Origin of the sequence: Thalassotalea litorea (assembly GCF_005843925.1) — a bacterium.
In the GTDB taxonomy this organism is placed as follows: domain Bacteria; phylum Pseudomonadota; class Gammaproteobacteria; order Enterobacterales; family Alteromonadaceae; genus Thalassotalea_A; species Thalassotalea_A litorea_A.
Map to the genome: position 1 here is coordinate 66,935 of NZ_VCBC01000017.1, position 14,111 is coordinate 81,045.

Genomic DNA, 14,111 nt, shown 5'->3' on the forward strand with positions numbered 1-14,111 from the left:
AAATGGTCAACTTCTGAAATTAAAAATCTAACTAAAATTTAGAGGATATTTTTATGGCTGAATCTAAAGCCACTCTGAGCGTCGATGGTAAAGAGATTGCCGAGTTACCCATTCTTTCTGGAACCGCAGGTAACGACGTTATCGACATCCGTACTCTGGGAAGCAAAGGCTATTTCACCTACGATCCTGGCTTTCTAGCCACTGCCTCCTGTGAATCTGAAATCACATTTATCGATGGTGGCAAAGGTGTTTTACAACATCGTGGTTATGCCATTGATGACCTGGCCAAGAAGGCGGATTATCTGGAAGTTTGTTACATTCTTTTGAATGGCAAAGCGCCAAGTCAGGAAGAATATAACGATTTTGTTAACATCATCACCAACCACACCATGGTGCATGAGCAATTAGCCCACTTCTTCCAGGGTTTCCGTCCTGATGCACACCCAATGGCAATGCTTTGTGGAGTTGTTGGTGCTCTTTCCTCTTTCTATCACGATGATTTAGATATCGCCGATCGTAATCAACGTTTACGTTGTGCACATCGTTTAGTGGCGAAAATGCCTACGATTGCAGCAATGGCGTATAAATACAGCATTGGTCAGCCATTTGTTTATCCTCGTAATGATTTGTCATACGCAGAAAACTTCCTGCACATGATGTTCTCTGTACCTGCTGAAGAATACAAAGTTAGCCCGACTCTTGCTCGTGCTATGGACCGCATCTTCATCTTGCACGCAGACCATGAGCAAAATGCATCAACATCAACGGTTCGTCTTGCTGGCTCTTCCGGTGCTAACCCTTATGCGTGTATCGCAGCGGGTGTTGCCTCACTTTGGGGTCCTGCTCACGGCGGTGCAAACGAAGCGTGTTTGACGATGCTTGAAGAAATCGGTGACGTGTCTCGTGTCGATGAGTTTGTTGCTCGCGCGAAAGACAAGAGCGACCCGTTCCGTCTAATGGGCTTCGGTCATCGTGTATACAAAAACTTCGATCCACGTGCCACGGTAATGCGTGAAACATGTCATGAAGTTCTAAAAGAGTTAGGTATTCAGGATCCACTATTAGACGTGGCAATGGCACTAGAGAAAGTTGCGTTAGAAGACCCTTACTTCATTGAGAAGAAGCTTTACCCTAACGTGGATTTCTACTCAGGTATCATCCTGAAAGCTATCGGTATTCCAACCAGCATGTTCACGGTAATCTTCGCGTTATCACGCACAGTTGGCTGGTGTTCGCACTGGGATGAAATGTTGACGCAACCAGGCCAGAAGATTGGTCGTCCACGTCAAAATTACACTGGTGAATTGAACAAAGAATTCACACCGTTAGATTCTCACAAGTAATCTAAACTCTGTGTTTTAGAAAAGGCAGCCTTATGGCTGCCTTTTTGTTTTCTACAAAAAATAAACGCCTTTTCGACGGATTGAGATATTCAATCAATGGTAAATGAATGGGCGGTGCTAATACTAATACTGACGCCCCTAAAGATATTGTTGTAAATACTGTTGTTAATATTGGTGCAAATACCACTTCACAAGCCATGTTAGATACTTCAGAAAAAACTCTGTTCATCGAGATATATACGTTTTAACCGAATAAAAATTCCCCTATCCTCCTCCGGTTATCCGGTACCGTTTTCATTGCCCATCGAAAATATCTGCGGATTTATCATCAAAATCGATCATTCCCCCCTCTGGCAGGCTAGTTGTACGGTTATTTTTTTATTGGTTATATCGTTAATTGTCGGCGGCCATGCTCCGTTTTTCTTATGATTTCACCAAACATCAATGAAAAATCCCCACTAGCGATCAATAAGACACCCACATCTAGAGACGCTTAATAAGACACCCACAATTAGAAAACGCTTAATAAGACACCCACATCTAGAATGAAAATGAATAACTTGTTGAAAGTTTGTATAAAAAAGGCCTCGAAGGATTAAAAAATCCTCCCTCCTCCACCGATTTATCTTAAAATCTTGGACGATTTGTTGGTATGACACCCAAAAAAGCCATGCTGATTAGATAAAATTGAGAGTCATCTCACGACATTTTGCTTGGCTTTCTATTGTTTTTTGATTGTTTATTTATTGGTTTGTGATTGTTTTTTTTATTGTTAAATGATTGAACACAAATATTTTGTCGGGTCTTTCAACTATTCTCTGTCAGATTGTGTTGATAAATCGAGTCATCGCCACAAATTAAACCGGTGCATTTTTATTCAGGCAATTTGGCAATTGCTACCCCAGAGAATGTGGGGAAACGAACGACTAACGGTAAATTAACCATTCGCGAGTTCTACACAAGCTCATTCATCATAAATCACCGTAAATCATCAGGGCTTTAATATTTCCCTGTCTGGCGAACAAGCCAGTGTGAGTAAAAAGCATAAAATTCATTGCAAACAAATCGTTATTTACACGTTTATTGCGCTTCGACTATCACCAACGACAACTTAAGCTAAACTTTAACTGAATATTCTTTAAGAGCAGACTGCGTTCGTGACTGGTGAAAATAATCCCGATAGCCAAGGAGCTGAGCCGGTTATCCTGATCGTCGATGACGAGCCGGGCAATATTGATCTGGCCTCAAGTATCTTGCGCCCGCAATACCAGACCAAAGCTGCGACCAACGCCACAACCGCTTTAAAGATTATCAAAGCCGATCCCAATATTGATTTAATACTGCTTGATGTAATGATGCCTAAAATCAATGGCTTTGAGTTGTGTCGCCAACTTAAACGCGAACCATCGACGGCGAATATTCCAATCATTTTCCTTACCGCAAAATCTCAAGTCGAAGATATTACTCAAGGTTTTAAACTGGGTGCCGTAGACTACATCACAAAGCCTCTGCAACCCGATGTACTCAATGCCCGGGTAAATACCCACGTACAACTCTATCAAAGCCAGAAGCTTCTGGCCGAACAGGTAATAACCCTTAAAGAAAATGCGCGTTTGCGTGAAGATATTGAGCGATTAACACACCATGATTTAAAGGGCCCTTTGGGTGTGATCCTGTTTGAATTGAATAAAATAGAAGATAAAAATGTTGCCAATTCCATCGAAGAGTCGGTCACTAATGTACTTAATATGATCAATAACTCCTTGGATATATTTAAGATTGAAAATGGCTCCTACCCACTCGATCCCGACATGGTGGATGTAGAACGAACCATAAAACGTGCCATCAAATCCGTTCGATATTTATCGAAACCCAAAAATATTTCCATTAAGCTCAGCCAAACGTCACACGATATCTACGCACTGGCAGAAGAGTTGTTGTGTCTGTCTATCGTCAATAACTTATTAAAAAACGCCGTCGAAGCATCGCCGGACAATCAAACGATAAACATTGAGATTTCAGAGTCAAATGATATGGCTTGCTTTAGCATCGAAAACCAAGGCGCCATTCCCGGGGATTTGCGTCATTCCATATTCGAAAAATATGCAACATCTAACTTGGTTCGAGGTTCAGGTCTGGGTGCCTATTCGGCAAAATTGATGACCGAAGCACAAAATGGCAAAATCGCTTTTGATATCATTGATGAACAAAAAACCCGGTTTAAAGTCGAACTTCCCAAGTACTAATACACAACTTTGTTAATAGAGTGTTTCCCTCCTTGAGACTGCCTTGCGCGCTGGTATAATAGCGGCGATTGATCACAGAGCCCAGAAAATAACATGTCAGAAACCCAATTACGTTTTGGCGGAATCGAACGCCTTTACGGGAAAACCGCTTTTAACCATATTCAAAACGCCCACTTTTGTGTGATTGGCATCGGTGGGGTTGGTTCCTGGGCGGCTGAATCCCTGGCACGTACTGGTGTAGGAACACTGTCTCTGATTGATCTGGACGATATCTGCACAACCAATATCAATCGTCAGATTCATGCCTTAACCGATACTATTGGTGAGAGCAAAGTAGAAGTCATGGCGGAACGAATTAGGCAAATTAATCCTGACTGCCAACTTAATGAAATTGAAGACTTTCTTACCTTAGATAACCTGTCCGAATTATTGCATCCGGGGTTAGACTACGTTATCGACGCTATTGATTCGGTGCCGGTTAAAACTGCACTCATTGCCTATTGTAAACGTCATAAAATCCCGATGATTACCATTGGTGGTGCCGGTGGACAATTGGATCCAACGCAAATATGCATTAGCGATTTAAGCAAAACCTATCAGGATCCGCTGTTAGCTAAGGTGAAGAACCAATTACGTCGTCAGCATAATTTCACCCGAAACACCAAGCGAAAGTTCGGCATTGATGCCGTGTTTTCAACAGAGCAATTAACCTACCCGGATAACGAAGGGGAAGTTTGTCTGGCAAAGCCTGAAAATAACGACAGTATGCGTTTGGATTGTCGCAGCGGATTTGGCGCGATCACCCATGTTACCGCAAGTTTTGCATTTTTTGCGGTAAGTAAGGCATTGGATAAATACCTAAAAACCAAAGCAAGAGCACTGAACAAATCAGCGTGATCACGATAGGCTTTAGGCTGTATCGATACCAATTTTACTTAACACAATATCAAATCGTCCATTGAGATATTGTTTTTGGCTATCTTGCTCAAAATCAACAATCAGCAACTTTTGCTCCTGTTCACTCAGCTCCAGTAACAGTAAATCTTTCTGATTCAATGATTCTCCAGAGAAATACATTTGTGTGGTTAACTCTCGATAGCCTCGCTTAGCAACTTTGAAATGCACATGCGGTGGTCGCATCCATTTACCATCCGCGGGATACGGCCCAGGTTTTATTGATAGAAAATGATAATAGCCGTCATCATCGGTCTGTATGGTTCCCCAACCTTGAAAGTTCTCATCAATTTTGACTCGGCGCTGGTCCAGCTCATGATGATATTTACCATAGCTATTCGCTTGCCAGACATCGATGAGTGCCAAGGCTACCGGTTGCCCGAGCTGGTCAGTCACACGACCGGAAACTTTGATTACGGTTCCTTTCGCTTTATTCGGGTGGCCATGAATGTGAGTTAGATCAAGATCAACGTCCTTTTGCCCCTGCGTTGGAAAAAAGGGTCCTTCCGTCTGCTGTGGAGTCAGCAAGGACTGGGATTGGTCTGAACGGCGAAAGCCGGTACAAAATAGCAGGCTGGTTGCGCCAAAAGCGCCAATTTTGAGAAATCGACGCCGAAGCCATAACGGTTGCTTTAAAGACATTACTACTAACTTCAATGAATAAAGACTTATATAGGTTTAGGTTAAAAGGTAAAAGAATACAAAGATTAGGTTGCGATAAGGGCTAGGTCGCAGGCTTCAGGCCTCAGGTCGCAGAACAAGCAAAAACATCTTTTGCTTTGACAACTTTAGACACCCTTAGACACCTTTAGACACCTTTGACACCTTTGACACCTTCTGTACCATTTTGCGAAAACCACTGATTCTCAAGTGTGTCACCATTGATTAACTGCTCGTAATGCCAATGATTTTGAGCAAACAGTGCCAATAATGCTAGCTCCAGCTGATACGGCTCCTGACCGGCAGGATATTGAATTTTAAATTCATGGCGCTGGGTGGCGATAATGGATTCGACCACAGGTAGCGCTTTGATTTTATTTATCAGTCCTGGCAGTTGGTCTGAACATCGCAGGGTTAACGTATGTAATTGCGCATCGTTAACCAAGCCTGTGTTTTGATCGATAACCTGACTCAAATCTGGGTTGGCAAAGTTATCCGATAGCTTAACTTTACCCTCTTTGAGAAACATGACTCTTGGGCATATACGCTGCAGTTGTTCCAATTGGTGGGAGCTGATAATTAATGTCGCTAACTCTTTGATATCGACCAGAATATTCGAGATTTGTCGGGCATAATCGGGATCCAGCCCCGCGGTTGGCTCATCCAGTAAAATCACTTGCGGCGAGCCTAACAAGCTTTGCGCAATCGACAGTCGCTTTTTCATGCCATGGGACAGAATGTGACTTTTCTGGCGGCTATATTCTTTTAATCCAGTAAGCTCAAGTACGCGTTCCACGTCCATTTGCGCTTGTTTACGACTCATTCCCTGTAATTTAGCGAATAACGTCAATTGCCTTGCGATAGAAAAATCCGGATCAAATTCTGCATCTTGGATTAACGCGGAAAGCTTAGATAGGTGACGATAACTGACGACAGACTCACCCAAAACATTAACCGAGCCACTGTCGGCCTTCAAAAAACCACAAATAATGGAAAATAAAGTGGTTTTACCGGCACCATTCGCGCCCACAAGAGCCACAGGTTCACCGGCCTCAATATCAAAGCTAACGCCATCTAAAACTTTATGAGCACCGAACGATTTATTCACCTGGTTTAAACGGATCACTGATTTCATACTTTTCCTTATCAGTTCAACGAGCGAACTCTGAATAACAACAACGACAGGCCTAAATAGATGGCCGATTGCCAGGCCGGTTTGATCAAATTGCCGAGCTCTGGGCCTTGCTCACCCATAGTGGAAAATATTCCTAAACCGGGAAGTAGCCAGGAAAATTGTAAATTGATTTGCCATTGCGCCAAAGCGATATAATCAATAAATGGCAGCACTATATACATAAGCATTAATACCAATATTACTTTTTTACCTGTTGGCATCAGCACATTGAGGAAATTCGTCAACGCCATAAAGGGCAACATCCAGACAACAAGAAAGAAAAACGTATTCATGCCTTGATACAGGCCGAGTTGGAATAACTCAGGATCACGCCAGTTGCTGTAAATTAATGTGATCAATACTAAGCCCATGAGCAACATGGTAAAGAAACTGGCATAACCGATAAATCGACCCAGAATGAATTCTGAGCGCCGAGTTCTTAATAAATAAAATTTAATTGTCCCTCTTTGTCGATCACTGGCGAACTGATCACTGCTCAATAACACACATGTAAATGGCAGAAGTAACATCGCCGCGAACCAGAATACCGAAAGCTCCGCCACTGGCCACTGTAATAGCTGCTTAAAACCAAAATCCCCTAACACTGAGCGTATAACCGCGGCATCAGAAGAATTGGCGATGAGGTCGACAGCGGTTCGGATCGGGTAATGGAACAACAATACCCAGGCACCAAAGAACGTTAATAGGGTTAAACGCCCGGATCCGGTGACAAAAACCCGTCGCCACTCGTGCATACAAACATGCAAAATTCTATTCAAATCATAAAGTTTCATAGTTTTAGCATACAAGATGGTGAAACAACTGTTAAGTTTCCATTTGTAAGTGGCTGTTACACACATCAATGTTAGACTTATAGCATTGGCCAACGAATCAAGCTTTAAACCATGTTTATTACCCGATTATCCCGTACCACTCCTTATATATTTGCTTTTTTTTTTTGTTCGCCTGCAAACCCGCATCAGAGCCTGACACGAGCCAATCAAAACCTGTGCAATCGGAACCGACTCAAAATCAGCAATCGACGGATGATGACGCAGACATGTTGACCTTAAACGGGGAAGTCTGGTATCGGGAGCGGATCACATTGCCTGACAATATTCATCTCGAAGTCTATTTGGAAGACGTTGCGAAGATGGATGTTGCAGCAACAATAATTAGCAGTAAACACTATGATCGCCTAGGCCCCCCACCCTGGTCTTTCGAATTGGAATACGATCCGAACCTGATTAATGATAAAGGCCGTTATATGATCCGCGCCAGAGTGATGGAAGAGCAACGATTGCGCTTTATTAACATGCAATTAGTAGAAGCCTTCCCAACAGGTAAAGAAGGCCCTGTGCGCGTTCTGGTTCAGCAGGTCGCATCTCCAGCCCAATCTGGCTCATCAATGCAATCAGGTGATTTATCAGAAAATAGCGACCAACAATCGCCGGAAACGGAGCCACAACAAGCTAATGACCCTTCACAGCTATCGGCGTTATCACTGGCCAGCTCTGAGTGGATGCTGGAGGAGATGGATGGCAAAAAAGTGCAGATTCATGTCAGTGAAAGCCAAACTCACTTAACAATTGATGACAAGGAACAGCGTATTGGTGGCAATTCAGGGTGTAATATTTTTAATGGCTCTTATCAATTAGATGGCGAGAAAATCACTCTTGGACCTTTGATATCAACCCGAATGGCTTGCCAGCAAAGTATAATGCAAACCGAGCAAACCTACCTTGCCGCATTACAAAGTGTGCGTTTCTATCAACGCCAAGATAACCGCCTGATATTACTCGACCAACATAGAAAACCCGTGCTTACGTTCAATCAAAAAAGTAAACCTAAAAATGATTAAGGTTTTTATGCCTATTGCGCACCTATCACACTTCTGATATCCCTGTATTGGCAACGTTCACACCAAGCAAAGGGGCAACTAATTATTGGTTTAAATACCGCTAACGCCAGCCTAAATGGCGGAAGACACATAGTGGAAATGTATCGCAACGCGAAGCCAAATTAACCGTTAGCCGTCCCGCTTTAGACTATTATTCGTTTTCACTTTTACCAAAATCCATTTTATGGATTTCGAGACTAAATAAACTAAACCACCAAAACAAACCGAATAAATTGGAAAGAAAATATATGCAAGTGCTGAAGTTGAAGAGCCCGTAGCGGCTTTACCAATATCGAAGTACATCACAGAATGAAAGTATATATGCAATAAAATTATCCCCAAAATCATGTGAAAAGTACTGGTACTCCAAACATCTTTAATTTTGTGGGTATTAAATACGATAGCTGCGATTATCATTGGCACAATATTCCATACCACAAACCCGTTTATCTCAGACCCCATTGCAACAAATGTTAACAGTGAAAGTATTACAAATATTAGATTCATGAACCTCTCCTTGATGGAACCAACGCCCACTATAAGGGGCTGATTAATAGTTTGCTAAAGTTGTGTCGCATAGCGGAACCGAGCCAAACATTAGCAGTCCCATCACTTTATTGCCTTGTTATGATTTTAATTTAACCGCAGTTCCAAACACCATAATTTCTGATGAACCGTCCATTATTGTGCTCGTTGTAAAACGAATACCAACAACTGCATCAGCTCCTTTTTTCCGAGCATTTTCAACTAAGCGGGAAACAGCTATGTCACGTGCATCCGTTAGCATTTCTGTATAACCAACAATTTCACCACCAACAATACTTTTTAAACCAGCCATAATGTCACGACCAATGTGTTTTGCTTGAACAACATTGCCAGTAACAATACCCACTATTTCGTCAATCTCTTTACCTGGAATTGACTCGGTGGTCGAATAAATCATAAACATTCCTTGAACGTATAACGCTTTACTAAGCGATAAATATTAGTTGATTAAAGTAAGCGACTAAGGAGCAAAAGCCAACGGTTATTTGTCCTGCTTTAACGACTTGTCATGTGCAAATTTGCTCGATTGCCAGAATATAAATGCTGTAATTGCAATTGGTAATATCGAAATTAGAAAAAAAGCATAGTTACCACTAACGGCGATTAGAATGCAGGATAATGAAAACGCAAAAACAGTGATAGTTGCACCCAGCTTTAGTGTTTTAGGGATTACCAATAAAACCCCACCGGTAACCTGAACTAGACCATAAATCATTATTAATAATGAATTAAAGCCAAATCCTTTGAGAAATTGGACTTCTTGAGGAGATCCCAATAGTTTGGCCATACCTGCTGCAATCGCCAATAAAGTAATTATCACTATTAATGCTAAATGCAGAATTTTCACGAAATCTCCTTTTACACATAACGCCCATCTAAGGGGCTGATAATTTTTTGTTCAAACTGTGTAGCAAAGCAAAGCCAGCTGATAGCAGTCCCTTTTTTAAATTCTTGTTATGTTGTTTTACACGTTTTGGTATCTAGAGATAACTCTGTAATAAAGTTACCATTTTTTCCTAAATAACGATAAACCATTACTACCCCCAACTCGATAAAGCCTTCCATATCTTTATTTGGGCATATTGCATTTAAAACGTTTTCCTTAAGAAATTTATCAAGTTGATTTGCATCCATTTGCTCCGCGGTATAGTTAACCAATGTGTTGTTATATATGAATTGATTTCCAGTTGTTGCTACTGAGTCTAACCTTGTATCTGTATCAAGGGTCATTGGCATTTGTTTTGATAGACTATTGGCTGTTATGGTTAAAACTCGAGACAGCTCTCTTTCTTTTTCACTTTGCTGCGCAGATGCAATATTTGATAAAGATATTGCAAAAATTAAGAATGTGAATATTTTATATTTCATACTGGTGACTTCCCTTAAAACATAACGCCCTGTCCGGGGGCTGATTAATGTTTGGCTATAATTGTGTAACGAAGCGAAACCAAGCAAACTGTTTTTAGTCCCGCTTGATTGGCTTGTTAGCTTCATTTACTTCGAAACTGGAATATATTAAAAACTGGTTTTTACTCACGAGGTCTTTTACTACGCAAGTAACTTTATAAACACCCGTTGGATCATTAGCTTCTGCAACTAACCCGACTCGGTCAACAGATAATCCTATTTGCCCCTTAGGCAATGCAGGTTTATTTCTCCAAAGCTCCGTATTTTTATATTCAGCATAAACCGAACCATCTGGCTTTAAAATTTGGTAATCAATTTCAGCTATACAATTACCATCTGCGTTAGCTGAACAGCCACTAAATAAAACTAAAGCTTCAATTGGTTTGCCTTTTTCGACACTTTCGGCATCTAAAATATGATAACCAGGGGTTGGAGCTTGCCAATTATCTAACATTTTTTGTGAATCTGTGGTCATGAAAATCATGGCACCAAAATCACCAGAAGAACCTTGATAACTTTTTGAACTGTCAGGTTTCCCATTTGTATACCATTCTTCAGAAAACGAAGAATGAGAAACCAAACACAATATGATTAATAAAAACTTGATGATGAATCCTCCATGAAACTAACGCCCTGTTATCAAGCAAAATTTCGTTGGTTAAAATTAGCGACGAAGGAGCAAAAACCAACTGTTTTTTTGTCCTTTTAAATGACTTGTTATATTAACCCTTTGCCATTTAATACAACAATTTGCTCAAACTTAGCAAACATATTTACAATTACCTGTTCCTCTGGAAAATCAGCACAACCTAAATTATGTGTGACTTTTAATTCAGCTTCTTGAAGCTGAATACCAATAGAAACAGTTGGATGATCTGTTTTATATGTTCCACACTTAAATGTTGCTTCTTTTGAGTGTGATTTTCCGAAGTAACCAACTCTAGATAATTTTAAGAAGTTATTGTTATCAACAAGATTGATCAAGCTTTTATATGTACCTTGTTCTAGAGTTCCTCGATAAGCTCCCACTTTTATTACGTGGGCATGCCCAATAAAAACGAAATTATCATCAGGAAAAATATAGAAGTCATAAACTGGACAAGTACCGTAACAAGCACCACGACTGAAAGATATAACTTGTGCTTGCGTAGGTGAATCAGCAACCATTCTCTCAATTTTGGGTTGCCATTGTTCTTTATCAGAACACCCAAACATTAGAATCAGAGCGACTAAATAGATTACTTTTTTGATGACAATACTCCGATGATGATTGGTTAATATAACGCCCCAATAAGGGGCTGATAAATGCTTAGCTAAACTGTGTAGCGGAGCGAAACTGAGCCAAACGTTCACAATCTCGCACTTAAACAGCTTGTTATATAAACATAAACTATAAGCTTTTTTTATAAAATTTTAGCATCAAAGACCTAGGCATCATATTACGAATAACTGATAAAAATAAAGGACTTAAATATACTAATGCGGCAAACGATAAACTTGTAATGATAGCTTTATGGCTTTCCATTCCAGAGGAGTAGCCCATTAACATTGCAACAATAGTTAAACTGTGAAGAAGCCAGAAATGCCAAGAAAAACGTTTAACGTTCTTTTTGCTTTTCGTCGTTTTGATTCTCCGTCCCATGAAGGTAACTCATTTCCTTAGGTGTAGATAACACCCAATAAACGGCGGTTAATAGTTGGCTATAATTTGCGAGGAACGAAGCGCAGCCAACTGTTATTTGTCCTTTTGAGTAACTTGTTAGGCTGTTCTAAGTAATTTGCTCTTTTTTACACCACGAAATAAATAAACCAAACCAACTGCAAATGCCAAGTTATAAGGCACGTCAACGTACAAATCAAAATATTGACTATCCCCGGCAATTCCCGCGAGAACAATTATTGTGATAAAAGAAAGTAAGCTAAATAAAGTAGAAACTCCGAAAAAGAGGAAAGCCTTTGAAAAATGACATATATAAATATCATTATTAAGTTTAAATGTTTTGTTCAGCGAAAAATAAGCATAGAAATTAACAATAACCGCTATGACTGACATTAAAACATCTAAAATATAATACGGTGTAGAAATACTAGCCTCTTCCAAAATACTACTCTCCAATTGCTTTACAGCCTAACGCCCTGTTAAGGGGCTGATAATGTTTGGCTAAAATGTGAAACGAAGTGGAACCGAGCCAAGCTTTAGCAGTCCCGCGCTTAATTGGCTTGTTATATATCTATGGCACTTTTTCAATTTCTTTAATGGAGAGCCCTTTGTAATGTGTCTCCACTATCTTCACTTTCCCATCAACAATCTTGAAAATGGTTTTTCCTTTGTTGTGGCTTTCAAAAAACCTTCCGTCAGTAGACTTTAAGTAATGTAATGCTTCAGAATTAAAAATAGCTTCTTGTCCAGACTCAGAAATTTCAATTTTCTCGGATATTGGCTTTTCTTTCGCAAGGGAAACATAACATGAATCCATAGCAACTTTGAATTCAGACATTGCTTCACTATAGCTTTGCTCTTGAACTACCTCTTTGTTATCGACAACACTGTAATTAAAAAATTTCGTTTCACCATAATAGTACTTTGTAGACTGTGAAAAATTACAATTGCTCGTAGTTTCAGATAGATGGTCGTTTATCGACATGATCATTTCCTGATCAAGTTTTAGTAATGTATTTGCAAAAGTTGAATAAGAAAGCAAACAAGAGCTAACAAAAATGTAGAGGTTGATTTTAATCACGAACCTTCCTTGGTATATAACGCCCCAATAAGGGGCTAAAAATTAGTTTACTAAAATGTGTAGCGAAGCGAAACCGAGCAAACTGTTTTTAGTCCCGCTTAATTGGCTTGTTAGGTTACCTATGCTCCAAGCAATAAAGTCCAACTTTTTCAGCTAATTTCTCAATGATTGGTTTAACACTCAAATCTTTTAAAAAGAAAATATTAGTGTCATCGTAGCCTTCAAAGTAAACGGCATCAAAGTCGGGTAATATTACTTTGTATTTTCCCATAGATGTTTGTTTCATATAACTATATTTTACACCCGATGATGAAAATTTTTTAAATGAAGGCAGTGATTTTATTCGGCCTTTAAACCTAAAAGCCAAAATACTCGAGCGCTCCATTAATAATTTATTAAATTGATCAAAAACAAGACAACGACGCTCTATCTCGCCCAGCTGTGGCATATGTAGAAATTCCATACATTCTTCATCATTAAGCCAGTGATCAAATATTGAAATAGCTAACAAAGTATATTCTGGTGTAGTCTCACCTTTAATAAGAGGCAATAGTTGCGGGAACTGCTTTCTCAATGCTAACTGTTCCTTTTTATCCACACCTACAAATTTACGCATAACTTCCTTGGTAACCTAACGCCTCATTAAGAGGCTAAAATTAGTGAGTGAAACGAACGCCAGCCAACTGTTAAACGTCCGATTGAGCGCCTTGTTAGCTACCCATATTGCAGTTAACTAAACCTTGCGATATTGGCCACTGACTAGTTGATGAATATGGATCTGGGTTTACATTTGTGTCAAACGTACTAGTTACTTCAGCTTTATAATTTGAGTGACCACACAATTCCTTTGCTCTGCGATGCCAGTAATCAAGAGCTACTTTTGGTTTGGTGTTTGCGTTAACTTTAGATTTTATAAAATATACGCCATCTGATACCTGTTTATCTTCATAACCGCCCGTACTACTAAAAAAGCCGGTTTTTTGATAAGGCGTTGTTACACAACCTGCTAAAAACATTAAAGGGATTAAAATTAATATTTTTGAGATTTTCATAAAATTTCCTTGGGTAGCTAACGCCCTGTTATTTGTCCCGCTTGAACAGCTTGTTATATGCAAATTATCTTAACAACTTTAACACTTC

At 39.9% G+C, this 14,111-nt stretch carries 17 protein-coding genes; 4 read left to right on the forward strand and 13 right to left on the reverse strand.

From position 1 onward, the window contains the following. Window positions 1–53 precede the first annotated feature (53 nt). The 3 genes from FE810_RS15145 (at window position 54) to tcdA (ending at window position 4,486) form a co-directional block, all read left to right on the forward strand. A complete protein-coding gene (locus tag FE810_RS15145; RefSeq protein WP_138321183.1) occupies window positions 54–1,343 on the forward strand; it encodes a citrate synthase in 1,290 nt (429 codons plus the stop codon). Window positions 1,344–2,500: 1,157 nt separating this feature from the next. Then, a complete protein-coding gene (locus tag FE810_RS15150) occupies window positions 2,501–3,589 on the forward strand; it encodes a hybrid sensor histidine kinase/response regulator (RefSeq protein WP_138321185.1) in 1,089 nt (362 codons plus the stop codon). Window positions 3,590–3,682: 93 nt separating this feature from the next. After that, on the forward strand, window positions 3,683–4,486 hold the full coding sequence (gene tcdA, locus FE810_RS15155) for a tRNA cyclic N6-threonylcarbamoyladenosine(37) synthase TcdA (RefSeq protein WP_138321187.1): 804 nt from the start codon (window positions 3,683–3,685) through the stop codon (window positions 4,484–4,486). Window positions 4,487–4,498: 12 nt separating this feature from the next. Here tcdA and FE810_RS15160 read toward each other — a convergent pair whose 3' ends face one another. The 3 genes from FE810_RS15160 to FE810_RS15170 form a co-directional block, all read right to left on the reverse strand. Beyond that, window positions 4,499–5,185: a dioxygenase family protein gene (locus tag FE810_RS15160; RefSeq protein WP_138321189.1), complete on the reverse strand. Its 687-nt coding sequence runs from the start codon at window positions 5,183–5,185 to the stop codon at window positions 4,499–4,501. Window positions 5,186–5,351: 166 nt separating this feature from the next. Beyond that, entirely contained in the window at window positions 5,352–6,338 is a 987-nt protein-coding gene (locus tag FE810_RS15165; RefSeq protein ID WP_138321191.1) for an ABC transporter ATP-binding protein, read from the reverse strand. A gap of 11 nt (window positions 6,339–6,349) precedes the next feature. Continuing rightward, entirely contained in the window at window positions 6,350–7,132 is a 783-nt protein-coding gene (locus FE810_RS15170) for an ABC transporter permease (RefSeq protein WP_138321193.1), read from the reverse strand. 254 nt (window positions 7,133–7,386) lie between these two features. Between FE810_RS15170 and FE810_RS15175 the strand changes: the two genes are divergently transcribed. Further along, window positions 7,387–8,238, forward strand: a complete 852-nt coding sequence (locus FE810_RS15175) for an META domain-containing protein (protein WP_138321195.1) — start codon at window positions 7,387–7,389, stop codon at window positions 8,236–8,238. Between the two features lie 168 nt (window positions 8,239–8,406). Here FE810_RS15175 and FE810_RS15180 read toward each other — a convergent pair whose 3' ends face one another. The 10 genes from FE810_RS15180 to FE810_RS15225 form a co-directional block, all read right to left on the reverse strand. After that, window positions 8,407–8,784, reverse strand: coding sequence for a hypothetical protein (locus FE810_RS15180; protein ID WP_138321197.1), 378 nt, complete (start codon window positions 8,782–8,784; stop codon window positions 8,407–8,409). A 118-nt stretch (window positions 8,785–8,902) separates the two neighbouring features. Then, complete coding sequence (locus FE810_RS15185) at window positions 8,903–9,220, reverse strand: heavy metal-binding domain-containing protein (RefSeq protein WP_138321199.1); 318 nt, start codon at window positions 9,218–9,220, stop codon at window positions 8,903–8,905. An 84-nt stretch (window positions 9,221–9,304) separates the two neighbouring features. Continuing rightward, the gene (locus FE810_RS15190) at window positions 9,305–9,670 is read right to left on the reverse strand and encodes a hypothetical protein (protein WP_138321202.1); all 366 of its coding nucleotides are present in this window, start codon (window positions 9,668–9,670) and stop codon (window positions 9,305–9,307) included. 107 nt (window positions 9,671–9,777) lie between these two features. Then, window positions 9,778–10,191, reverse strand: a complete 414-nt coding sequence (locus tag FE810_RS15195; RefSeq protein ID WP_138321204.1) for a PA3611 family quorum-sensing-regulated virulence factor — start codon at window positions 10,189–10,191, stop codon at window positions 9,778–9,780. Between the two features lie 94 nt (window positions 10,192–10,285). Continuing rightward, window positions 10,286–10,810, reverse strand: coding sequence for a hypothetical protein (locus FE810_RS15200; protein ID WP_171022394.1), 525 nt, complete (start codon window positions 10,808–10,810; stop codon window positions 10,286–10,288). 137 nt (window positions 10,811–10,947) lie between these two features. Continuing rightward, window positions 10,948–11,583, reverse strand: a complete 636-nt coding sequence (locus FE810_RS15205) for a DUF6438 domain-containing protein (protein WP_138321208.1) — start codon at window positions 11,581–11,583, stop codon at window positions 10,948–10,950. Between the two features lie 406 nt (window positions 11,584–11,989). Then, window positions 11,990–12,331: a hypothetical protein gene (locus FE810_RS15210; protein WP_138321210.1), complete on the reverse strand. Its 342-nt coding sequence runs from the start codon at window positions 12,329–12,331 to the stop codon at window positions 11,990–11,992. 130 nt (window positions 12,332–12,461) lie between these two features. Next, window positions 12,462–12,971 carry a hypothetical protein gene (locus FE810_RS15215; protein WP_138321212.1) on the reverse strand — a complete coding sequence of 170 codons (510 nt, stop codon included), beginning with the start codon at window positions 12,969–12,971 and terminating at the stop codon, window positions 12,462–12,464. 115 nt (window positions 12,972–13,086) lie between these two features. After that, entirely contained in the window at window positions 13,087–13,587 is a 501-nt protein-coding gene (locus FE810_RS15220; protein WP_138321214.1) for a hypothetical protein, read from the reverse strand. A gap of 94 nt (window positions 13,588–13,681) precedes the next feature. Continuing rightward, on the reverse strand, window positions 13,682–14,023 hold the full coding sequence (locus FE810_RS15225; RefSeq protein WP_138321216.1) for a hypothetical protein: 342 nt from the start codon (window positions 14,021–14,023) through the stop codon (window positions 13,682–13,684). Window positions 14,024–14,111 lie beyond the last annotated feature (88 nt).